This is a genomic window from Paraburkholderia sp. RHO2 (assembly GCF_050955445.1).
GTDB lineage: Bacteria > Actinomycetota > Actinomycetes > Mycobacteriales > Mycobacteriaceae > Prescottella > Prescottella agglutinans_A.
Map to the genome: position 1 here is coordinate 1,043,261 of NZ_CP162617.1, position 22,300 is coordinate 1,065,560.

General features: G+C 66.9%; 19 protein-coding genes. 4 read left to right on the plus strand and 15 right to left on the minus strand.

What is annotated here, in order from left to right; all coding sequences use genetic code 11:
- Nucleotides 1-113: 113 nt before the first annotated feature.
- From ABTV10_RS04730 to ABTV10_RS04740, 3 genes are all read left to right on the plus strand, one after another.
- A complete protein-coding gene (locus tag ABTV10_RS04730; protein ID WP_499032899.1) occupies nucleotides 114-1,100 on the plus strand; it encodes a DMT family transporter in 987 nt (328 codons plus the stop codon).
- A gap of 481 nt (nucleotides 1,101-1,581) precedes the next feature.
- Entirely contained in the window at nucleotides 1,582-3,024 is a 1,443-nt protein-coding gene (locus ABTV10_RS04735) for a DHA2 family efflux MFS transporter permease subunit (protein ID WP_499032901.1), read from the plus strand.
- Between the two features lie 100 nt (nucleotides 3,025-3,124).
- Nucleotides 3,125-4,012 carry an NAD(P)-dependent oxidoreductase gene (locus ABTV10_RS04740; protein WP_499032903.1) on the plus strand — a complete coding sequence of 296 codons (888 nt, stop codon included), beginning with the start codon at nucleotides 3,125-3,127 and terminating at the stop codon, nucleotides 4,010-4,012.
- Between the two features lie 71 nt (nucleotides 4,013-4,083).
- On the opposite strand, the gene ABTV10_RS04745 is transcribed toward ABTV10_RS04740, so the two are convergent.
- Nucleotides 4,084-5,046, minus strand: a complete 963-nt coding sequence (locus ABTV10_RS04745) for a YeiH family protein (protein ID WP_499032904.1) — start codon at nucleotides 5,044-5,046, stop codon at nucleotides 4,084-4,086.
- A 191-nt stretch (nucleotides 5,047-5,237) separates the two neighbouring features.
- Here ABTV10_RS04745 and ABTV10_RS04750 point away from each other — a divergent pair, with 191 nt between their 5' ends.
- Nucleotides 5,238-6,161: a LysR family transcriptional regulator gene (locus tag ABTV10_RS04750; protein WP_499032905.1), complete on the plus strand. Its 924-nt coding sequence runs from the start codon at nucleotides 5,238-5,240 to the stop codon at nucleotides 6,159-6,161.
- Between the two features lie 27 nt (nucleotides 6,162-6,188).
- Here the strand turns inward: ABTV10_RS04750 and metE are convergent, their stop codons facing one another.
- The 14 genes from metE to ABTV10_RS04820 form a co-directional block, all read right to left on the minus strand.
- On the minus strand, nucleotides 6,189-8,450 hold the full coding sequence (gene metE, locus ABTV10_RS04755) for a 5-methyltetrahydropteroyltriglutamate--homocysteine S-methyltransferase (protein WP_499032907.1): 2,262 nt from the start codon (nucleotides 8,448-8,450) through the stop codon (nucleotides 6,189-6,191).
- 193 nt (nucleotides 8,451-8,643) lie between these two features.
- Nucleotides 8,644-9,252: a response regulator gene (locus ABTV10_RS04760; protein WP_499032909.1), complete on the minus strand. Its 609-nt coding sequence runs from the start codon at nucleotides 9,250-9,252 to the stop codon at nucleotides 8,644-8,646.
- On the minus strand, nucleotides 9,249-10,358 hold the full coding sequence (locus tag ABTV10_RS04765; protein WP_499032911.1) for a sensor histidine kinase: 1,110 nt from the start codon (nucleotides 10,356-10,358) through the stop codon (nucleotides 9,249-9,251). The genes ABTV10_RS04760 and ABTV10_RS04765 overlap by 4 nt, the downstream gene beginning before the upstream one ends.
- A 10-nt stretch (nucleotides 10,359-10,368) precedes the next feature.
- The gene (locus ABTV10_RS04770) at nucleotides 10,369-11,145 is read right to left on the minus strand and encodes an ABC transporter permease (protein WP_499032912.1); all 777 of its coding nucleotides are present in this window, start codon (nucleotides 11,143-11,145) and stop codon (nucleotides 10,369-10,371) included.
- Nucleotides 11,142-12,086, minus strand: coding sequence for an ABC transporter ATP-binding protein (locus tag ABTV10_RS04775; protein WP_499032913.1), 945 nt, complete (start codon nucleotides 12,084-12,086; stop codon nucleotides 11,142-11,144). The genes ABTV10_RS04770 and ABTV10_RS04775 overlap by 4 nt, the downstream gene beginning before the upstream one ends.
- Nucleotides 12,087-12,243: 157 nt before the next feature.
- The gene (locus ABTV10_RS04780) at nucleotides 12,244-13,668 is read right to left on the minus strand and encodes an NAD(P)(+) transhydrogenase (Re/Si-specific) subunit beta (RefSeq protein ID WP_499032914.1); all 1,425 of its coding nucleotides are present in this window, start codon (nucleotides 13,666-13,668) and stop codon (nucleotides 12,244-12,246) included.
- Complete coding sequence (locus ABTV10_RS04785; RefSeq protein ID WP_499032915.1) at nucleotides 13,668-14,015, minus strand: NAD(P) transhydrogenase subunit alpha part 2; 348 nt, start codon at nucleotides 14,013-14,015, stop codon at nucleotides 13,668-13,670. Before ABTV10_RS04785 ends, ABTV10_RS04780 begins: the two co-directional genes overlap by 1 nt.
- Nucleotides 14,016-15,083 carry an NAD(P) transhydrogenase subunit alpha gene (locus ABTV10_RS04790; protein WP_499032916.1) on the minus strand — a complete coding sequence of 356 codons (1,068 nt, stop codon included), beginning with the start codon at nucleotides 15,081-15,083 and terminating at the stop codon, nucleotides 14,016-14,018.
- A gap of 224 nt (nucleotides 15,084-15,307) precedes the next feature.
- Nucleotides 15,308-16,141 carry an SDR family NAD(P)-dependent oxidoreductase gene (locus ABTV10_RS04795; RefSeq protein WP_499032918.1) on the minus strand — a complete coding sequence of 278 codons (834 nt, stop codon included), beginning with the start codon at nucleotides 16,139-16,141 and terminating at the stop codon, nucleotides 15,308-15,310.
- 6 nt (nucleotides 16,142-16,147) lie between these two features.
- A complete protein-coding gene (locus tag ABTV10_RS04800) occupies nucleotides 16,148-17,002 on the minus strand; it encodes an alpha/beta fold hydrolase (protein WP_499032919.1) in 855 nt (284 codons plus the stop codon).
- 73 nt (nucleotides 17,003-17,075) lie between these two features.
- Nucleotides 17,076-18,944, minus strand: a complete 1,869-nt coding sequence (locus ABTV10_RS04805) for a flavin-containing monooxygenase (protein ID WP_499032921.1) — start codon at nucleotides 18,942-18,944, stop codon at nucleotides 17,076-17,078.
- 116 nt (nucleotides 18,945-19,060) lie between these two features.
- Entirely contained in the window at nucleotides 19,061-19,816 is a 756-nt protein-coding gene (locus ABTV10_RS04810; RefSeq protein ID WP_499032922.1) for an alpha/beta fold hydrolase, read from the minus strand.
- Nucleotides 19,817-19,933: 117 nt separating this feature from the next.
- Nucleotides 19,934-20,764, minus strand: coding sequence for an ABC transporter ATP-binding protein (locus tag ABTV10_RS04815; protein ID WP_499032923.1), 831 nt, complete (start codon nucleotides 20,762-20,764; stop codon nucleotides 19,934-19,936).
- Nucleotides 20,765-20,813: 49 nt separating this feature from the next.
- Nucleotides 20,814-21,977 carry an ABC transporter substrate-binding protein gene (locus ABTV10_RS04820; RefSeq protein ID WP_499032924.1) on the minus strand — a complete coding sequence of 388 codons (1,164 nt, stop codon included), beginning with the start codon at nucleotides 21,975-21,977 and terminating at the stop codon, nucleotides 20,814-20,816.
- Nucleotides 21,978-22,300 lie beyond the last annotated feature (323 nt).

A 22,300-nucleotide genomic window follows, 5' to 3' on the forward strand; every position in this document is an offset into this window, starting at 1 on the left:
CGTCTGCGCGTCAGCTCGACCCGCGGGCCACCGGCACCGCGATAGGCGGAGTCGACTCCCTGTCGGCAACCGTCCCGCCCGAAACGTCACCCACTTCGAAGGGCCCCACGGATATGAACCTCTCGACCTCCGCCCGTGGCGTCATGCTGTGTCTCATTCCGCCCCTGATGTGGGGCGGCATGTTCTCGATCGCGAACGATCTGTCCCGCACGGTCAACGCCTTCCATATGACGCTCGTCCGATACGTGCTGGCGGGTGCAATCCTCGCCGTCGTGCTCCTCTGGACCGAGGGGCCGAGGGCCTTCCGCCCGGAGGGTGCTCTCGTCCGCCTCTTCTTCCTCGGCGCAGCAGGATTCGCCGGCTTCGGTCTGCTCGCGTTCACGGCGTTGAGGTACACCTCCTCTCCGAACGTGAGCCTCGTGATGGCGATGATGCCGGCTATCGGTGCGGTGGTCGGTGCGGTAGCGACACGTCAACTGCCCGCCCCCTACACGGCGGCGTCCATCGTGATCGCCTTCGTCGGTGTCTTGTTGGTCATCACTGACGGTGATTACGGAAAACTGCTCAGCGGCGAGCTGGGTCTGGGGGAGCTGCTGGGGTTCCTCGGGGCGATATGCTGGGTCACCTATACGCGGGGCGCCGCAGGATTCCCCGGGTGGTCCGCCCTGCGCTACACCACCCTCACCACCGCGCTCGGCTGCATCAGTATTTTCATCGCCGTTCTCGTCGCAACCGAGGTCGGCTACGTCACCGCACCGACCGTGAGCGCCGTGGCCCACGGTTGGCCCCACCTTGCGTACCTCATCGTGTTGGCTGGCGTCGTGGCGGTCTTGGCGTGGAACAAGGGAATCGGGCTCCTCGGCTCACTCAACGGAACCTTGTTCATGAATCTTGTTCCCGTGGTGGCATTCTCGATCGCCATGATCCGTGGGTACACCCCGAGCGTCATGGCCCTGATCGGTGCCGCCATTGTGGTCGGTGCACTGTTGACCAACAACTACTTCTCGCGACGTGCCACGGAAAAGTCGAGGCCCAGTGCTGCGCCCGCACCGGAAGCCGTTGCCGAAACGCCTGCCGCGCGCCCTGCAGCCAACGGATGACGATCCGGCCTCCACGAGAGTCCGTCACACTTCCGAAAGAAACCGAACCAGCTACCGCCCAGGTAGGACGCACGCCATACCGCGGTCCGGCCGATCAGGGTGGCCGGGGGCACGCCGAGCGCGGTCGCCGGCGTCAGGCCGGTGAACTCGAACCCAGGGCCGAGCGATCGTCGGCAACTGTTCGAACTCCGAGGTGATGGACTGCTACCTCGACGGACTCGCGACGTCCGGCTGATCCCGCGTGAGGGACCGGCGTGCGGTTCACGCGTCGGGTCGACGCACTCGATCCCGGTGCCGCGAAGCGTCTTCCGAGGTGTGCCAGGTCGTCGTCCATCCGACCACAGTGCAGCCAGGCACCGGTGTGCGGACGGTTCCGTAGTGCCCGCGGCCATCGAACCATGGACATACCCTACCCCCCTAGGGTAATAATCCTTCTGTGTCGATCGATGCCTCATCGATCCGAATGCGATTGGAGGAGAAGATGTCCAACCACGGTTCATCGCCGGCCTCGCGTCGGTGGTTAGGTCTTGCGGTCATCGCCGCCGCTCAGTTCATGGTCATCATGGACACCTCGATCATTGGCGTCGCGTTGCCGCAGATGCGTGATGACCTCGGATTTTCTCAGGAGAACCTGTCGTGGGTGTTCAACGCCTACGTCGTGGCGTTCGGCGGCCTGCTACTCCTGGGCGGCAAGCTGTCCGACCTGTTCGGTGCGCGCAGGATCTTCACGACCGGATGGGTGGTGCTGATCGCCGGCTCGATCGCGGCGGGGGTGGCGTCCAGTGTCGGCGTCGAACTCGCCGGTCGTGCAGTCCAGGGCGCGGGCGCCGCGTTGATCGCCCCGTCGGCCTTGACCCTGTTGATGATGCTCTTCGGCGACAATCCACGCGAACTCACCAAGGCGTTCGCGTTGTACGGTGCGGCCGCGCCCGCAGGAGGAACGGCCGGCGTCTTCCTCGGCGGCCTGATCACGGAGTACGCCAGTTGGCCCTGGGTGTTCTACATCAACATCCCGATAGCGCTGATCATCCTCGCCGTCACCCCCGCGCTGATGCCCGCCGGCGGTCCCGCGACGCGCGGCAGGATCGACGTGCTCGGTGCCGTCACGGTCACCGGAGGTCTGGCCGCGCTCGTCTACGCGATCGTCCAGGCGCCCGAAGTGGGTTGGGCCTCGGCCCGGACGTGGCTCGTCCTCGCGGGTGCAGTCGCACTGCTCGTGGGCTTCTTCGTGTCGCAGGCCGTCCGACGTGACCCACTGGTGCGGCTCGACATCTTCCGGGTTCCGAATTTGGGCGCAGCCAACCTCGCCCAGTTGCTTCTGGGCGGCGCGTGGATCCCCATGTGGTTCTTTCTCAACCTCTACCTGCAGCAAGTCCTCGGATACACGGCCTTCCCCAGTGGCGCGGCCCTGCTGCCCATGACGATCCTCATCATGATCGGGATGGTCGTGCTCGCGCCTCGGGCGATCGCTCGATTCGGGCCGAAAGCCCTGACGGTCGCCGGGTTTCTGCTTCTCGCTGTCGGGATGGCCTGGCTCTCGTTCATCCGTCCCGACGGTTCGTTCGTCGCCGACGTGCTTCCTGCATCCCTCGTCGCGGCCCTGGGCATGTCACTCGCCTTCATTCCGACTCTCGGCACCGCGATCTCGTCGGCTCCACCCGAAGAGGGCGGACTCGCGTCCGGCATCGTCAACACGAGCTATCAGATCGGCTCGGCCGTCGGTCTGGCCGTGATGACGGCCATCGCGGCCGCCTACGGTGCGGACCGGATCGGCAACGCCGTGGCCCTGACCGACGGATTCTCCGCGGCCTTCCTCGGTGCCGCGGCCGTCGCGGTGATCGGTGCGGCCGCCGCCGCACTGCTCCTTCGGGGACCGGCGAAGACGGAGACCGTCGGCGAACCCGCCGAGCACAACCTCGCCTGACGCGCCGCTGGTTGTAGGAGAGGGGAGCGGGTGGCGTCCGTCGGGCGTTACAGTGCATCGAGCCCTGTGACCGCGTTTCTCCGATCGTGAGGAGCCTGCTGTGGACATCGGATTTCTGGGCATGGGCACGATGGGCCGCCCGATGGCGCGCAATCTTGTGCGTTCCGGCTACGACGTGACGGTGTGGAACCGCAGCCCGGGAAAGGCGGCGAGCGTCGTCGACCACGGCGCGTCGGAAACCTCCGACCTCTCCGAGGCGCTGCACAGGTCGGTCGTGTTCAGTTCGCTGGCCGACGATCGTGCATTCGCGGACTCGGTGCTGTCGGCGTCGTCGCTGCAGGCCGCGAAACCCGGATCGGTCCACGTCAATCTGGGCACCGTCAGCCCGGGAGCATCGGCTGCGGCGGAATCGCTCCTGGCCGAGAAGGGTGTCTTCTACGTGGCCGCACCGGTCTTCGGTCGCGCCGAGGTGGCGGAGGCCGGCCAACTCACCGTCCTGGTGGCGGGCGACTCGGGGGCGATCGACGAGGTCGCGCCGCTGCTCGACGTCATCGGACGCCGCACGTGGCGTGTCGGAGACGATCCGAAACAGGCGAACGTCGTGAAGATCCTCGGCAACTACCTGATCGCCAACGCGATCCAGGCGATGGCGGAGGCAACGACGGTGGCGGAGAAGGTCGGTGGTTCGCCCCAGTTGCTCATGGAGATCATGAACGACAGCCTGTTTCCCGGAGGGGTCTACGAGGGGTACGGCAGGATGATCGCGCAGCGCCGCTACGAGCCGGCCGGGTTCCGTCTACCGCTGGGGCTCAAGGACGTCCGGCTCGCGCTGTCGCAGGCCCACGACGTGAACATGGGTCTCCCCTTCGGCAGCGTCCTCGAGGATCTGTTCCTCGACGCGCTCGCGCACGGTCAGGCCGACCAGGACTGGTCCGCGATCACCGAGGCCACCCGGCGTCGTGCCGGACTGGACGAGCACCGCCGGTAGTCGGTGCACGGAAAACGGGCCTGCCACGCGATGGATCGCGTGGCAGGCCCGTGGTTCGCCGCGGGAGTCGCTCAGACCAGCAGGACTCCGACGAGTGCGATCAGTACCACCCAGACCGTCGAGGCCGCGGCCAGGATGAAGGGCCGGATACCGACCTTCTTGATCGTCGCGATGCGAACACCGGCACCAAGGGCGAACATCGCGGCCGTCAACAGCGCGGTCTGCAGCCAACTCGCTACGGAAAGGACTTCTGCCGGAACGATTCCCGTCGAACGGATGACCACGAACCCGAGGAACGCGACGACGAAGAACGGAACCAGCGGGGGCCGCTTGGCGGTGGTGCTCTGTTCGACCGACCGCCGGCGCTGCATCACGCTCAGGACGGCCATCACGGGTGCCAGCATGAGGACGCGGGCCAGCTTGACGATCGTCGCGACGGTCAGGGCCGCGGTACCGATGATCCCGCCGGCGGCGACGACCTGCGCGACCTCGTGGATCGATCCTCCCGCCCACAGTCCCGCCTGCCTCTCGTCGAAGCCGAGGGCGTTCGAGAGCAGGGGGATGGTCGGGATCATCAAGGTGCCGAAGATCACGACGAGCGCCACGGCGGTGAGGACTTCTTCCTCTTCCGCCTCCACGACGCCGTCGGCTGCGGCCACTGCAGCCGCACCGCAGATGGAGAATCCGCAGGCGATGAGCACCCGTTGGGTCCAGGAGAGACCCAGCAGACTGCCCACGAACATGGTGCCGACGATTCCGAGGACGACGATCGCGACGACCATCGCGATGACGCCCCAACCGAGTCCCAGGATGTCGCTCAGGACCAGCTGCAGACCGAGCAGTGCGATCCCGACGCGCAGAAGCTTCTTGGACGAGAACGTGATTCCCGTACTGAAGCTCGCGGGCAAGACAACCAGGTTGGCCACGAGGGCGCCCATCACGATCGCGATCAGGAGCGGGCTCAGCGTCGGGACGAAGTGCCGGATGCCCATCGCGATACCGGCCGCGGCGGCCGACAGTGCAACGCCCGGCACGTAGGCGCGGACTCCGTCCAACCGGGACGCAGCAGGCGGGGGAGGGGGTGTAGCGATTTGTTCGTCTTGCTGCCCCAGTTCGGATTTCACACGACAACGATCCTCCATCGAACGTTTGGCCGGTAGGGCCCGATTGGGCAACACCTCATATCGAATTGATATGATCTTGGCTGCCGCCATACACTCGGTGCATGTCTCCCCGCTCGCTGGACCTCACCGCCCTCGAACTGTTGGTCAATGTCAGTGATTGCGGAAGTCTCAGCGCTGCAAGTCGACTCGTGGGAATGGCTCAGCCCAATGCGAGTCGTTGCATCAAACAGTTGGAACGCCGGTTCGGGATGACGTTGCTGCGGCGCAGCACCACCGGATCGGTCCTGACGCCCAGCGGAACCGTGGTGGCGTACTGGGCTCGAAAGATTCTGGACGACACCGAGAAGCTGCTCGAGGTGGTCGACGGGCTGCGGGCGGAGCGGTCGCGGGGACTACGGGTGAGTGCCAGCATGACCGTCGCCGAGCATCTGATGCCGCTGTGGCTGGGTCGCTTTCGTCAGTCGCATCCGGCGCTGACGATCCATCTCGAGGTGCACAACTCGCTGCGGGTGTTCGAGCAGATTTCCGACGGCTCGTGCGAGCTGGGCTTCGTCGAGTCGCCGACGATTCCGAAGCAGCTCAGAAGTACGCCCGTCGCGCGGGACCGCTTGGTGATCGTCGTCCACCCCGGTCATCCGTGGGTGACCCGCACCAGGCCCGTCACGGCGCCCGAGCTGGCGATGACACCGTTGATCGTGCGCGAGCCCGGTTCCGGCACACGGACGACGCTGGACCTCGCGCTCGAGCCGCACCCGCGTGCCGCGCCGCTCCTGGAACTGGGCAGCTCGGGCGCGATCCGGAGCAGCGTCCTGGCGGGGGTGGGGCCGGCGGTGTTGAGCACTCTCGCCGTCGCGGACAGCGTCGCGTCCGGTGATCTCGCGGTGGTCGAGGTCGAGGGCCTGAAGCTCGATCGGACCCTGCGAGCAGTATGGAGCGCCCAAGGCCCACTGCACCCCGCGGCGGACGAATTGGTGGGGCTGGCCCGCGATTTCGGGAGCCAACGGCCTGTAAAGCGGCGAGCGTGAGACCGGCTGGCGCCCGGTCTCGATCTTCTAGATCTCCGCACGCACCAGGTGTGCGGCCTCGACGAGGTTCCGCAGTGACGCCGCGACTTCGGCATTGCCCCGCGTCTTGAGGCCGCAGTCGGGGTTGACCCACAGCCGCTCGGCAGGGACTGCCTCCAGCGCCGCCCGCAGCGACGCGGCGATCTCGTCGACCGACGGCACCCGCGGCGAGTGGATGTCGTAGACGCCGGGACCGACGCCCAGATCGAAGCCGACGGCATTGAGGTCGTCGAGAATCTCCATGTGTGACCGGGCCGCCTCGATGGACGTGACGTCGGCGTCCAGGCTCGCGATGGCGCCGATCACCTCACCGAACTCCGAATAGCACAGGTGGGTGTGGATCGCGGTCGAGTCGTCGATGCCTGACGTCGCGAGGCGGAAAGCGCCGACGGCCCAGTCCAGGTAGGCCGGCTGGTCTGCAGTCCGCAGCGGCAGCAGCTCCCGCAGCGCCGGCTCGTCCACCTGGATCACTTTCGTGCCGGATGCTTCCAGGTCGATCGTCTCGTCACGGATCGCGAGGGCGACCTGGTCGGCCGAGTCCGCGAGCGGCTGGTCGTCGCGCACGAACGACCACGCCAGGATCGTGACCGGCCCGGTGAGCATGCCCTTGACCGGCTTGTCGGTGAGCGACTGGGCGTACGAGATCCAGTCGACCGTCATCGGCTTCGGGCGCCGTACGTCGCCGAACAGGATCGGCGGGCGGACGCAGCGGCTGCCGTACGACTGCACCCAACCGTTCGCGGTCGCGAAGAACCCGTCGAGCTGCTCGGCGAAGTATTGGACCATGTCGTTGCGTTCGGGCTCACCGTGGACGAGCACGTCCAGACCCAGCTTCTCCTGCAGCGCAATCACATCGGCGATCTCGGCCCGCATGCGGCGCTCGTACTCGGCCTGGTCGATCTCACCCCTGCGCAGCGCGGCGCGCGCCACGCGGATCGCGGTGGTCTGCGGGTAGGAGCCGATCGTGGTGGTCGGCAACGGCGGCAGGGTCAGTTCGGTGGTCTGCACGACGCGTCGTTCCGCCGCCGGAATACGTGTGCGGTCGGCGGTTGTCAGAGCCGCGAGGCGGCCGCGGATCGTGTCGTCGTGCAGGCGCGGATCGGCGGCGCGGGTCGCCGCGGCCGCGCGCGACTCGGACAGCTCGTCGCCGATTACCTCCCGCCCTGCGCGCAGTCCTGTTGCGAGAGTAGCGACCTCGCGGATCTTCTCGGATCCGAACGCCAGCCACGACCGCAGCGCATCGTCGAGTCCGTCCTCGCCGTCGAGGCTGTACGGGGCGTGCAGCAGCGAGCACGACGTCGAAACGGACACGGAACCGGCACGCTCCCGGAGGTTCTCGAGGTCGGCCAGTGATCCGTCGAGATCGTTCCGCCAGACGTTGCGGCCGTCGACGACACCCGCGACGACGTGCTTACTCTCGATCCCCGGCATCGCGACGACGGGGTCGAGGGCACCCGCGACGAGGTCGACCGCGATGCCCTCGACCCCGGTGCCGACGAGTGCCGGCAATGCTTCCCCGATATCACCGAAGTACGACGCGACGAGAATGGCCGGGCGGTTGTCGAGCGTGGCCAACCGGTCGTACACCGAACGGGTCGCGGCCAGTTCGGCGCCGGTGCGGTCGGCGACCAGCGTCGGTTCGTCGATCTGGACCCACTCGATACCGGCGTCGGCGAGCCTGCCCAGCAGGTCCGCGTACAGCGGAACGATGTCGTCGAGCCGGTCCAGCGGCGACTGGTTCTCGAACTTCGAGAGCAGCAGGAAAGTGACCGGCCCGATGACCACCGGGCGGGCCGGAACGCCCAGAGCGCGGGCCTCCGCGACCTCGCCGAGCACCTTCGCCGGGTCGAGCGTGAACGTCGTCGAGGGGGTGATCTCGGGGACGAGGTAGTGGTAGTTGGTGTCGAACCACTTCGTCATCTCGAGAGGAGCCACGTCGGTGTTGCCGCGGGCGGCCGCGAAGTAGCGGTCCAGTTCGTCGGCGATCCCGGCGACCCGCTCGGGCAGCGCCCCGAGCATCACGGCGGTGTCGAGCATCTGGTCGTAGTACGAGAAGACGTTGACCGGGACGGAGTCGATGCCCGCCTCGAGCAGTTCGGTCCACGTCTGCCGGCGCAGTTCCTTGCCTACCGATTCGAGTGCCGAGGCATCGAGGTTCCCCGCCCAGTAGGACTCGACTGCCTTCTTGAGTTCGCGACGGGGCCCGATGCGCGGGGAGCCCAGCACGGTTGCGGTGAAAGCGGATGTCACAGTGTTCTCCAGTGGCTCACGGCGTGGATGGTCACCGCGGGACAGTCCCGGACTTCCATCGGGTTCCCTCTCGCACTCGTCGGCCTCGCGACCGCGAATGCTCCGACGCCGGGGCGCTCTTCGGGGCGGCTCCTCACGACCACGCCAGACGAACAAGCTGCACCGTCCAGCATAGGACGTCCACGGAGAACGTCTAGAGCCAACCGTTGGCGTCCGCTATTCGCACGGCCTCGGTGCGGTTCTCCGCGCCGGTCTTGCCGATCGCGGACGACAGGTGGTTGCGGACCGTACCGGCGGACAGGAACAACGTGGCCGCGATGGACGCGACGGATGCGCCGTCGCGGGCGGCCAGGAGCACCTCGGTCTCGCGGTCGGTGAGCGGTGATTCTCCGCTGACGAGGCTGTCGGCGGCCAGCGCCGGGTCGACCACGCGCAGTCCCGCATGCACGCGCCGTACAGCATCGGCGAGCTGCCTTGCGGGGGTGTCCTTTACGACGAATCCCGATGCGCCGGCCTGCAGCGCGCGTCGGAGATACCCGGGCCGACCGAAGGTCGTCACGATCAGGACTCGGGTGTCCGGCGCGGCTGCTCGCAGTGCAGTGGTCGCCGAGATTCCGTCCATACCTGGCATTTCCACGTCGAGGAGCGCCACGTCGGGGCGGTGCTCGACGGCTGCCGTTGCCACTTCGTCGCCGCGGCCCACCTCGGCGACGACGTCGAGGTCCGGCTCCAGATCCAGCAGGGCGGCAAGGGCGCCGCGTACGAGCGCCTGATCGTCGGCCAGTAGCAGGCGAATCGTCACGGTGCCTCCTCGGCGACGACTTGGACGGAGAATCCCCGAGGCAGCGGATGCGTGACGATCACGCGGGCGCCGACCGCTGCCGCACGCTCCCGGAGTCCGGTGAGCCCGTTGCCCGCGAGCAGTGCGTCGGTGCCCACACCGTCGTCGGCAACCGACACGTGGCGGTCGTCGATCGTCACCGTGCAACGTTGAGCACCGCTGTGCCGCACGACGTTCGTCACCGACTCGCGCACGGTCCAGGCGAACAGCTCCCGCAGCGGGGTGGGGACGGCGTCGGTGCTGTTCGGCAGGTCGGCCTCGATCCCGGCGGCGCGCAGCGCCTCACGGGCGCGGGCGATCTCGACAGGCAGGGACACGCCGCGGAACCCCTCGACTGCGGAGCGGACGTCGGCGAGCGCGTCCCGGGACAGCCGCTCGAGGTCGTCGAGTTCGGTGCGCGCCCTGTCGATGTCGACGTCGAGGAGCCGGTTCGCGAGCTGGGCCTTGACGGTGATGACGGTGAGCGAGTGGCCCAGGATGTCGTGCAGGTCGCGCGCCATGCGGGTGCGCTCCTCCTGCACAGCGCGCCGCTCGTCCTCCTCCCGGCGGTTCAGCAGGTCGATGTTCCGGTTCATCAGGGCGGTGACGCCGGCCATCGCCATCGCGGCCGCGCAGATCGCGAGCGGCAGGCTCGACACGTTCCAGCCGGCGCGCGTCGCCAGTAGTTCGACCACCCCGGCGACGCCGAGGGCCACCGCGCCGCCGGCGATCGTGGGCAGTGACATCACCGCGGTCACCGCGATGAACACGGTGGACGCCAGCCCCGCCTCGCCGAGCGTGATGGTCATGATCACCGCGAGACCGACGAGCACCGCCACGTCGACGATCGCCCGTCGGAGCGGGGGCCGCAGTTCGCGCCGCATTCGGCCGTGCCGGGCCGCGGAGAAGACCCGCAGGAAGTACACCGCGAAGATCAGGGTGGCGGCTGCCCCGATCCAGCCGTTCGGCTGATCCCGCTGATCCCACCCCGCGGCGAGGGGTTCGTACAGGAACACCAGCCAGACGGCGGCGAAGACGATGCCGAAACGGCCCCACCGCTGTACGGCGGGCCGTTCGGTGCTGTTCACGTCGAACACGCTATACGCGGGCGGTGTCGCGCTGGAACCGCCACACGGCTCCGCCGACGAAGATCGCGAGCCACGCGACGATGTTCAGGATCCACCTCCACTGGACGGTGTCGCCCGTCAGCGGGGCGTGCACCAGGTTGCCGATGCCGTACATCGGAGTGAACTGCGCGATCGTCGCCCATACCGAGCCGTCCTGCAGCGGAATGAACAGACCGCCGCCGAACGCGAGCAGCGCCAGCCCGGGTCCCAGGATCTGCATGACGTTCTCGCTCGGCAGCAGGTAGCCCGTGAACAGGCCGAAGGCCGCGAAGATCGACGATCCGAGCCACGCGATGACCGCCGTCGTCACCCACAGCGAGCCGTCCATGTCGGCGGACGTGAACGCACCGACGGCGTACACGACCGCCAGCGCGACGAGTCCGAGCGTCATCGCGACCACGAGCTTCACCGCGATGTACGCGATGGGGGACAGCGGCGTGAGCCGCAACTGCCGGCTCCAGCCGGAGGCCCGCTCCACCGACACCATGGCGCCGCCACTGGTGGTAGCGATCATCGCGCCGTAGAGCGCCATGCTGATCATGATGTATGCGGTGACGTTGCCCCGGCCGGCGCTCTCGTACCGGTAGCCCTGACTCAGACCGAAGATCAGGAAGAACACCACCGGCATCACGAGGGTGAAGATGACGGTCCGCCGGTTCCGGAGCAGGCGGCGCAGCTCGAGTCGCAGCAGCGTGGTGTTGAACCCGCCCCAGCGGACGGTCGGACGGGCGGCAGCGAGAGTGGTCATCGGACCTGTCCTTCGGTGTGGTCGGTGGTGAGGACAATGAAGGCGTCTTCCAGTCCGCGCGAGACGATTTCGAGATCGCGGGCCGCGGTGTGGGTCAGCAGGTGCCGGGCCACGGCATCGGTGTCCGACGAGTGCACGACGAGGGTCTCGCCGCGCAGCTCGACGGCGTCGGCGTGTGGAATGGACTGCAGCAGTTCGGTGTCCGCGCCGGGCACCGTCGCGCGTAGGGTGCGGCCAGCGGACATGGCCTTGACCTCGGCGGTGGTTCCGTCGGCCACGACCTGCCCGCGGCGCACCAGCACGATGCGGTCGGCGTACGCGTCGGCCTCCTCGAGGTAGTGCGTCGCGAACACGACGGTGCGGCCGGCGTCGGCGTCGGCGCGGATCGCCGACCAGAACTCGCGCCGGCCCTCGACGTCCATTCCCGCCGTGGGCTCGTCGAGCAGGAGCAGCGACGGGTCGGGCAGCAGCGCCATCGCGAACCGCAGCCGTTGCTGCTGGCCACCGGAGCACTTTCGGACCGGCCGATCCGCGATCTCGTGGATGCCGGCGCGGCGCAGCGCCTCGTCGACGGGGCATGCGTCCGCGTAGAGGCTCGCGGTGAGCTGCACGGTCTCGCCGACGGTCAGCTCGGGCAGCAGCCCGCCGGTCTGCATCACCGCCGACACCAGACCGCGGCAGATGGCCTCCCGCGGGGACATCCCGAACACCCCGACCGTGCCCGAACTCGGTTGGGAGAGACCGAGGATCATGTCGACGGTGGTGGTCTTGCCGGCACCGTTCGGGCCGAGGAACGCCACCACCTCACCGGGGCGGATCGTCAGATCCAGGCCGCGGACGGCGTGCACCTGACCGAAATGCTTGTGAACCCCGGACAGGAGCACCGCGTCCCTGTTGTGCGGGTCCCGGTGGAGTAGGGGAGTCGGCTGCGCTGTTGTCATGCTTCGAATCTGCCCGCTCGCGGGTCCACTTCCCTCGCCCGTCCGTCACGACCTCGGCATGACAAATGTCAGGGCTGCGGGAGGAGAGCGGAAGGGACCCTTCACGGGCCGTGAGCGCGTGAAGGGTCCCTTCGACTGTCAGTAGTCTCGTCGCGATCTAGAGGGCTTTGAGTTCCTCGGTGACCTCGGAGACCATCTTCTTCGCGTCGCCGAACAGCATGGAGGTCTGGTCGGCGGTGAACAGTGGGTTGTCGATGCCGGCGTAGCCCGAGCTCATGGACCGCTTGAGGACGATGACGGACTTGGACTGGTCGACGTTGAGGATCGGCATCCCGTAGATCGGGGAGCTCGCGTCCTCGCGGGCGGCGGGGTTGGTGACGTCGTTGGCGCCGATGACGACGGTGACGTCGGTGCGGGAGAACTCGCCGTTGATGTCGTCCATCTCCTTCATCGCGTCGTACGCGACGTCGGCCTCGGCGAGCAGGACGTTCATGTGACCGGGCATGCGGCCGGCGACCGGGTGGATCGCGTACTTGACCTCGACACCCTTGTCCTCGAGCAGGGCCGCCATCTCCTTGACCGCGTGCTGGGCCTGCGCGACGGCCAGACCGTAGCCGGGCACCACGATGACCTGGTTCGCGTACGCCATCTGGATCGCCGCATCCGACGCGGAGGTGGCCTTCACAGTCCCGCCGGTGCCTCCGCCTACCGCGGCGCCGGCGTCACCGCCGCCGAACGAGCCGAAGATGATCGCCGGGATCGACCGGTTCATCGCCTTGGCCATCAGGTTCGTCAGGATCGAACCGGACGCGCCGACGATCATGCCGGCGACGATCATCGCCTGATTGTTCAGCGCCAGACCCGCCGCCGCCGCGGACAGACCGGTCAGCGCGTTGAGCAGCGAGATGACGACGGGCATGTCGGCGCCGCCGATCGGCAGCACCACGAACAGGCCCATCACACCCGCGGCGACCAACAATCCGACGATCAGCCACGGGGACTGCGGGTCGCCGTCGGCGCCGATACCGATGTAGACCGCGAGACCGACCGAGACGAGCGCGAGGACGATGTTCGCGAGCTGGAACGCCTTCGCCGCGGCGACGACCTTGCGCTCGAAGCCCTTGTTGAGCAGTTCCTGCAGCTTCGCGAACGCCACCAGCGAGCCCCAGAACGACACCGAACCGATGATCGCCGCGAACAGCGACCCGACGATGAACGGCGCCGACGGCACCGACGCGACCGTGGTGAAGCCGTCGGAGTTGAGGAACTCCGCCCACGCGATCAGCGCGACCGTGCCACCACCGACACCGTTGAACAGGGCGACCAGCTGCGGCATCGCCGTCATCTTCGTCCGCAGCGCCGGCGGCACCCCCAGGACGACGCCCACGGCCAGACCGCCGACGATCAGACCCCAGTTGTCGGTGTCGCGGATGTCGATCAACACCGCGACCACCGCGACGACCATGCCGACCGCGGCGATGTAGTTGCCGCGCACCGCGGTCTTCGGGCCGGTCAGACCCATCAGACCGTAGATGAACATCGCGAACGCGACGATGTAGAGGATCGTGACGAGGTAACTCATCAGGCGTCAGCCCCCTTCTTCACCGCTGCCCCGCTCTTCCGAGCTCCTGCGGCGTCCTTCTTCGGCTTGAACATCGCGAGCATCCGGTCGGTGACCACGAACCCACCGACCACGTTCAAGGTGCCGAACACCAGCGCCACGAACAGGATCACCTTGATCGACCACGGGGCATCCCCGGGCAGATGCCCGAGCACCACCAGCGCGCCGAGCACCACGATGCCGTGGATGGCGTTGGTGCCCGACATCAGCGGCGTGTGCAGCGTGTTCGGCACCTTCGAGATCACCGCGAAACCCACGAACCCGGCCAGCACCAGGATCGCGATGTTCGCCAACAATTCGGTGTACATCTACGAGTTCTCCTTCGATCCGGTCACGCACGCACCGGCGAGGATCTCGTCCGAGAAGTCCGGCGCCAGGGCGCCGTTCTCGTCGAGCATCAGCTCGATCAGGGCCGCAACGTTCTTGGAGTACAGCTCCGAGGCGTGCTCGGGCATCGTCGCCGGCAGGTTCAACGGGCTGCAGATCGTCACACCGTGCTTGACCGCGGTGCGGCCGGGCTCGGTCAGCTCGCAGTTGCCGCCGGTCTCGCCGGCCAGATCGACGATCACCGAGCCGGGCTTCATGCCCTCCACCGCGGCGGCGGTCACCAGCCGCGGCGCCGGACGGCCCGGCACCAGCGCGGTCGTGATCACCACGTCGAAGCCCTTGATCGCGTCCTCGAGCGCCTGCTGCTGCTGGGCGCGCTCGGCGTCGGTCAGCTCACGGGCGTAGCCGCCTTCGCCAGCCGCGTCGATGCCGAGGTCGAGCCACTGCGCACCGACCGAGCGGACCTGGTCGGCCACCTCGGGACGCACGTCGTAGCCGGTGGTGCGGCCGCCGAGACGCTTGGCCGTGGCCAACGCCTGCAGACCCGCGACACCCACGCCGAGGACCAGGACGGTCGCGGGCTTCACGGTGCCGGCCGCGGTGGTCAGCATCGGGAAGAAGCGGGTGGACTCGGACGCCGCGACGAGGACGCCCTTGTAGCCGGCCACGTTCGCCTGCGACGACAACGCATCCATCACCTGCGCACGCGAGATACGCGGGATCGCCTCCACCGCGAACGCGCGCACCCCCGCCGCCGACAGCGCACCGATCTGGTTCTCGGCGTTACGCGGCGCCAAAAACCCGATCAGCGTCTGCCCCGCACGGAGCCTGCCGACCTCGGCGTCCGACGGCGGCGCGACCTTGACGACCACATCCGAGGCCCACGCGTCACCGATCGTCGCGCCGGCCTCCTTGTACAACTCGTCCGGAATCAACGCCCCCAACCCCGCACCGGGCTCGACGACCACGTCGACCCCCTTCGCGGCCAACGACGCCACAACCTTCGGCACCAGCGCCACCCGCCGCTCGCCGTCGCTCGTCTCCCGCACCACACCGATTCGAACCACGTCTCGGCGGCCGCCGGTATCTCTCGAAGTGTCGACTGAACTCACATTCTTACCTCTATAATCATGGGGGACAAAGACTTCCGGGCGACGGGCAACGCAAGTGGCGCACCGTTGTCGACGAAACGAGTCGACAACGGTGCGCTGTGTTCGCTGCTTCGGGCGGACGTCGAGTCGCGCTCAGCTCGAGGGCGTCCCGCCTCGGAACGTCATCGCACTACCTGTGCGAATCCCAGCGGATCTCGTGACGTTGCGCCACCCTCGACGGGGAGGACACTGCCCGTGATGTACCCGGATGCCGGCGTCAGCAGGAACGCCGTGGCGGCGGCCACCTCGTACGGCTGGCCCAACCGCTCGAGCAGCGGCTGCCGCGAGATGGATTCCGTTGCGACGGGACCGACCGCATCGAGGTTCTCGACCATGCGCGGCGACAGGAAGAATCCCGGAGCGACGCCGTTGACCCGCACGCCGGACGGGCCGTACTCCTCGGCGAGCTGCTTGATCCAGATGTTGAGCGCCGCCTTCGCCGGACCGTATCCCGGAGCGGCCTTGCTCGCGTACGCGGACCAGACGCTCGAGACGAAGACGATCGACCCGCTGCCGCTGCGCGCGACCAGGGGCGCGAGCTGCTGGCCGAGCAGGAATGCGTGTCGGGTGTTGACCCGAAAGTCGTCTTCCCAGTCGTCCAATGTGAAGTCGGACAACGGCTTTGCGGTCGTCCTACCGACTACGTCGACGAATCCGTCGATCTCGCCGAACTCGCGCTCGACGAACTCGACGACGCTCGCGACCCCGGATTCGGTGGTCACGTCGGCGTTCAGGTGCGGCGCCGAGAGAGTGCTGCCGATCGACTTCGCGCTCACCTCGTCGAAGTCGACACACAGCAACTCGGCGCCCATCGAGGCCAGCAGGCGACTGGTGTGCTCACCGATGCCCCCGCCGGCTCCGAGCACGACGATCCGCTTCCCGTCCAATCTGAACAGCCGACCGTAATCGACATCGGTCGCCGCCGTGGGTTTGGTGGCTTGGAGTGCTTCGGACATCACTGATCACCTTTCGAGTGAGGTGAGTGAGGCGCCGACATTGGCGAGGAAGCCGGCCAGTGCCTGCCACGTCTCCACCGGATGGGAGATGTTCGGTGCGTGCATGAGCGGCATCGTCACGATCGTTGCGTGGGGGATGAACTCGGCCAGCCGTGTGGACCAGCCACTTTCGACGAGCACGTCCTTCTCGCCCTCGATGAGCAGGATCGGTGTCGTCACGCCCGCCAGGCTCGCGGGGTAGGGGTCCGCCGGCCGCGGCGACTGAGCGGCCTCGGGCACGGGGATGTGCGGTGCGAACATGCACTGGTAGTGCCCGGGCTGGGTCGCCCACTTGTGCCGAAGCTCGACCTGCTGATCGAATCCGGCGAAGTTGTCGCACAGCAGCGTGACGATGCGACGGGCGTCGTCCGTGGTCCCGTCGAAGGAACCGATCTGCTGCATGGTCTCGGTCTTCCACGGCCCACCTGTGCCGTTGATGGTCGTCGCGGACGCGATGCGGTGTGCCACCGCGGGGTCGGTCAGGGCGCGCAACGCGATGGATCCACCGAACGAGTTGCCGACGAGGTGGACCGGGGTGTCGATGCCGAGCTCGTCGAGGAGCCGGAACAGATGGGTAGTGCGGAAGGCGAACGGTGAGGTGTCCAGCGACACCGTCTTCGACGTACCCCCGAAGCCGAGCATGTCGGGCGCGATCACGTGGTAGTCCGCGGCCGCGAGCGGAATCATGTCCGTCCACGTCACATCTGCGCTACCGCCCCACGCCCCGTCGTGCAGAAACACGACGACGGGATTGCCGGGGGTTCCCGCCGACAGGTAGCGCGTGTTGGCTCCATCGACCGTGACGAAGTTCTCGATTGTCATGTCATCCTCTCAATTCGATAGCCAAACAAAGGGTTGTTCGGCAGTGGTGTCCCGTCGTCGGTTTCAGGAACGCTCAGGTCAGTGCGTAGTGCTCGGGTCGGACTGCGCGGGTGCCTTCCCAGTACTCCTTCGTCGTGAAGGGCCACATGATCGGCGATCGACCGTTGGCGTCCTTGTACCAACTGTTGACGCCCGACCACCCCCAGGCGCGCATGCTGTTCGCCTCGTCCATCCTCCGTTGGTAGCGGTCGTAGATCTCCGGACGAAGATTCATCGCGGCGTGCTTGCCCTCGAGTAGCAGTCGAATCGAGTCGGTGAAGTAGGCGGCCTGGCACTCCATGAAGAAGACGACGTTGCCGTGGACGACCAGATTGGTGTTGGGGCCGTACATCAGGAAGAAGTTCGGGAATCCGGGAACCGTGAGGCCCATGAAGGCGCCCGCGTGGCCGTTCCACGTCTCGTGCAGATCTTGGCCGCCGCTTCCCTCGACGGTGATCGTGCTGAGGAAGTCCGACGCGTTGAATCCGGTTCCGAACAGGATGACGTCTGCGTCGATGTACTCGCCTGTGTCGGTCCACACCCCTCCACGGTCGACGCGCGCAACACCACCCTTGACGATGCTCACGTTGTCGCGCTTGAGGGTTCGGATCCACGTGCCGTCGTCGCGGATGATTCGCTTGGCGCCCGGAGGGTAGTCCGGCATGACGTGCTCCACGAGCCAGTCGTCGTCACCGACCTGATCGAGCAGGTACGCCTCGAGCATCCCGCGGACTTCTTCGCCGGGTGCGGAGACCGCACGCTCGGTCGGTGGGTAGTGCGGATCCACGGTGGCCGCGTCGAGCTGGCCGACGACCCGCGGGAGGAAGATCGTCAGACGGTAGTACGCCCGGTACAGCGGAAGGTGTCGGAGCAGCCACCGATGCTCTTCGTCGATGTCGCGGCGCAGTTCCTCGGTGGGCATCAACCACGGGGGAGTCCGCTGGACGATGGTCACGTGCTCGGCGCTCCGCGCGGCCGCCGGACCGAACTGCAGAGCGCTGGCACCTGAACCGATGACGACCACCCGTTTCCCGGTCAGGTCGACCGAGTGATCCCACTCCGCCGAATGGAAGGCGGGGCCCTCGAAAGTATCGATCCCGGGGAGATTCGGAATGCTCGGTCGATTGAGCTGACCCACCGCACTGACGACCGCATTGAACTCTTCGGTGTCGAACTGACCCGACCTGTCCGCGGTGGTGATCGACCAGTGCTGGGCCGTATCGTCCCACCGCGCGCCTTCGACCTGTACGCCGAACCGGATGTGCTCGTAGAGTCCGAAGTGCTTCGCGAAATCCCTGAGGTAGTCGAGAATCACCGACTGCCGGCAGAAGTACGACGGCCAGTCGTACGGGAAGAACGAGTACGCGTAGATGTGGCTGTGCACGTCGGTGCGGCAGTCGGGATACGTGTTCTCGTACCAGGTCCCACCGACTTCGTCACCCTTCTCGAAGATGACGAAGGGAATGTTCGCCTGCTTCATGCGCAGGCCGGCGAGCAGACCCGAGATCCCCGCGCCGATGATCGCAACCCGAAACTCCCTTTCCGGGTCCACGCTGTCGATGGTCCAACTCGGCGCGCGGCGGTCCTCGTGGTCGGTGACGAGCGCCTGGTCGAGCAGTGCGGTGACCTCGTCGCTGAGACCGTCCAACCCCCACGCGCCGATCGCTCGGAGAACTCGCTCACTGGGACGCGGCGGTACGGGTGCGCCACTCGCAGCGAACTCCTCGATCTTGGCCAGGCAGAACTGGCGCACTTCCGATTCTGTTGCCGCGTCGAGGTTTCCCTGCGGAAGCCGATTGGCGTCGGGGCGCCACTCGTCGCGCAACACGTCGACGTCATCCGTCAGGTGCGCCACCGTCATCAGCAGGGCCGGAGTCTCCGCGCTGTCGATGAATGAACGCAATTGTTCGATATTGGGAAGAGTCACAGAACTCTCAGCCATTTGCTTCTCCGATTTCTTGTGTCAAGCACCGCCGCATCCACCACGCGCGGGCGAAGACAAGTTCGTCCACGGCTGACTCAGCCGGTCTTCCCGACGCCGACCTGTCGGCATTCGAGGAATTCGTTCACGAGAGCGGCGACCTGCTCGGGGTTTTCGAAGGCCGTGAGGTGGCCTCCCGGGGTCATGCGCAGCTCCGCCCCGGGGATCGCCGAGGTCAAGGCTTCGATCACCGGTGGGGTGGCGCTCGTATCGCTCTCGCCCCCGATCACCAATGTTGTTGGCGGGGAGTTCCATTCCGGCGATGAACCAATGTAGTCCAATTCGCGCATGGCGTCGAGGAAAGCTCCGTGTACGCCGCCGCGTGTCGCCGCGAGGCTTGCACGCGCGCGTTGTACGTGCGGCCCGTTCTCGGTGATGGTTGCAGCGTCGAACCAACGCTGCAGGGTGGGTTCGAGAAGCTGTTCCATCCCGCCCTCGCTGCGCGCCGTATCGGCCCGCTGTGCCGTGTGCCGGCGTCCCTGATCGTCGAATCCGCCTCCGGTACCGATCAGTACGAGGGACTCCACGCTCTGCCGGTGCAGCGTGGCGAGGGCCTGCGCCACCATGCCTCCGAGGGAGACTCCGAGAACGGCGCTGCTCTGTATGCCGAGCTGATGCCATAGTGCTGCAACATCTTCGGCGAGAAGATCGAGAGTGATCCCGGACGCGCCGTACTCGGTATCGCCGTGCCCGCGGAAGTCCGGGCAGAGGTAGCGCCGGTCCCGACCCAACTCGCCGGCGAGCTGCTCGTACCAGGATCCGTCAAGTGCGAGGGGGTGCAGGCACGTCACCACATCGCTTCCGCGTCCGTAGATTCGGTAGTTGAGCAGTGTGCCGTCGACGGTGTGGACTTTGCCGCGAATCACTAGCCATTCTCCTGTTCAAAGCTACTGCAACGTTTACAGATTGAATCAGCTCGACCGCTCGAGCTCGGCGGCGCGCACGGCGTCCTTCAGTAGATCGGCGAGCTGATTGTAGTAGCCGTGGAACATGTCGGAACCGAGCCGCATCTCCTGGTTCCGGGGACGCTCCAGTTCGATTCGGATATCCGCCACGACCCGGCCGGGCCGGCTCGCCATCAGGAGCACCCGGTCACTCAGAAGGATCGCTTCCTCGAGGTCGTGGGTGACGAACAGGACTGTCGGACGTTCAGCTTCCCACAGTCGGAGAAATTCTTCCTGCTGGATCGCCCTTGTCTGCGCGTCGAGCGCAGCAAAGGGTTCGTCCATCAGGACCACCCGGGGGCTCTGTGCGAGCGTACGGGCGATCGCGACACGCTGCCGCATGCCCTGGGACAGGTGCGTGATGTCGGAATCGGCGAACTCCTCGAGTCGTACGCGACGGAGCCACTCGTCGCTCCGTTTCCGACGTTCGGCACGATCCATGCCTCGGACCTCCAGTCCGAGTTCCACATTCGCTCGCACGCTCCGCCACGGGAGCAGTGCGTCGCGCGCGAACAGGAAGCTGACGTCCTCGGGGGAGGAGGTCACCTCCTGTCCGCCCAGCCGCACCGATCCGCTTCGCGGCCGAACCAGGCCGCCCGTCATCGAGAGTGCGGTCGTCTTACCGCATCCCGAGGGGCCGACGATGCTCACGAACTCGGAGGGTGCGATCGCGAGATCGAAGTTCTCGAGTGCGCGTACCGGGCGGTTGCCGTGGATGAAGCTGTGATTGATGTTGTCGAACTCTACGGATAACCCTGGTTCGACTGTGATGTCCGCAGTCGTGGTCAGCGTTGGCATCGAAAGGACCTCGTTCGGTTCGGAATCGTGGGGTGGGCTGGTGCAGGGCTCAGCTGGCTCGTGCGTAGTCCGGGACCAGGTCTTCGTAGCGGACTGATCCAGCGGGGACGAGCCCCTGCTTCTCGGCAATTCCCACCATCATCTCGATCGACTCCCGGGGGGCCGCGAACATCGGCTTGGTACTCGGGAAGACGGTGTCCCGGAAGAACTGGATCGACTGTTCGGCGGCCTCCTGCATCTTTCCGTCGAAGCTGGTCTTGTTCAGGAGCGTCGCCGCCGCTTCGGGGTTGGCTTCGATCCATGCCTGGCCGTCCCACTGGGCGGCGAGCCAGGCCTTGACGACCTCGGGGTTCGCCGCGGCGAAGTCGTCCCGGACCACGATCGCGCCGACCACCTGCTTGTTGAGCGACGTGGGTGCTGAGGCATCTGCGAAGTTCACGAGAAGTCGACCGTTGGTGGGGGTTGCGACTGCAAGATTCGCGCCGCGGCTGTATCCCACGTAGGCATCGAGTCGGCCGGCCTTGAGTTGCGCGATGGCCGGCGAGATCTGTCCCACCCCGATTCGCGTGACATCCCGCTCGGGTATCCCCGCCGATTCGAGAGCCATGAGGAGCTGATGATCGTTCCCCGCGCCGAGCGCGGTGACACCGATCCGCTTGCCCCGCAAGGCGTTCATCTTCTCGTCGAACGACGCGGTGTCGTCCGGCCAGGAGCCCGGACCGACGACGACCGAGTACGTGTTCGACGGTACCCGCATCCCGACGATGGCGGGACGCTGGCCCGGAGTGGAGTTGGCGAATGCGGTGATCGCGAGGGTGATGTCGGTCATGCAGCCGGTCATGGCACCGGATGCGAGTAGTTGATTGGCCTGAACTGCGCTCGACGGGAAGAGCATGTCCGGCACGTCGAGGTTGTACGCGGCGAACTGGTTCTGTTCCTCGTTCACGACGTCGATCAGGAAGTTGTCGCCGGGCGCGGACCCCACCACGAACTTCGTCTGCTCGGCCAGCGCTCCCGGCGCCAAGTCTGCCGCGGATGCGGCCGTTGCCGCTCCTGAGCCGGCATCGCTGCAGCCGGTGAGCAGCGCGCCCGCGCCCGCGGCCGTCAGTCCGAGACCGGCCATCGCCAGGAACTCGCGCCGATTCGGTCCGGTGCCGGCGGCGGATGCCGGGGAGCGTCGTGCGGATCGGTGCAGTTCGAAGGGGAACTTCATGTATGTGGCTCCTGATTCGGAATCGGGTCGAGCGACGACGGCGTGACGGCATTCGGCGTATCCGGATGAGAAAGCTTCCGGGAGTGCAGGTTCGGGTGGGATAGTTCAGAAACGATCCTCGAAGTGCTGCTCCGACATTCGTGCGGAGAGCATAGGCCCGGGGGGTGTGACCTCCGTTACACAAATACTCACGCCGGACGGACCGCACGTCAAGAAGTGCGACCCCCTGCGCCTGTTATCACCCTGATAGGCGGGCTGCCCTTGTGCTCCGCCTGGGCAAACCCCAGCCTCTTGAGAGCAGCCGTCGAGCTCTGAGTCCGGCC

Coding starts and splice junctions, on each gene's coding strand:
- ABTV10_RS04820 (WP_499032924.1), bottom strand. CDS start 21,977: ATGAAGTTCCCCTTCGAACTGCACCGATCCGCACGACGCTCCCCGGCA.
- ABTV10_RS04775 (WP_499032913.1), bottom strand. CDS start 12,086: ATGACAACAGCGCAGCCGACTCCCCTACTCCACCGGGACCCGCACAAC.
- ABTV10_RS04800 (WP_499032919.1), bottom strand. CDS start 17,002: ATGACAATCGAGAACTTCGTCACGGTCGATGGAGCCAACACGCGCTAC.
- ABTV10_RS04795 (WP_499032918.1), bottom strand. CDS start 16,141: ATGTCCGAAGCACTCCAAGCCACCAAACCCACGGCGGCGACCGATGTC.
- ABTV10_RS04730 (WP_499032899.1), top strand. CDS start 114: ATGAACCTCTCGACCTCCGCCCGTGGCGTCATGCTGTGTCTCATTCCG.
- ABTV10_RS04735 (WP_499032901.1), top strand. CDS start 1,582: ATGTCCAACCACGGTTCATCGCCGGCCTCGCGTCGGTGGTTAGGTCTT.
- ABTV10_RS04780 (WP_499032914.1), bottom strand. CDS start 13,668: ATGAGTTACCTCGTCACGATCCTCTACATCGTCGCGTTCGCGATGTTC.
- ABTV10_RS04785 (WP_499032915.1), bottom strand. CDS start 14,015: ATGTACACCGAATTGTTGGCGAACATCGCGATCCTGGTGCTGGCCGGG.
- ABTV10_RS04750 (WP_499032905.1), top strand. CDS start 5,238: ATGTCTCCCCGCTCGCTGGACCTCACCGCCCTCGAACTGTTGGTCAAT.
- ABTV10_RS04770 (WP_499032912.1), bottom strand. CDS start 11,145: ATGACCACTCTCGCTGCCGCCCGTCCGACCGTCCGCTGGGGCGGGTTC.
- ABTV10_RS04815 (WP_499032923.1), bottom strand. CDS start 20,764: ATGCCAACGCTGACCACGACTGCGGACATCACAGTCGAACCAGGGTTA.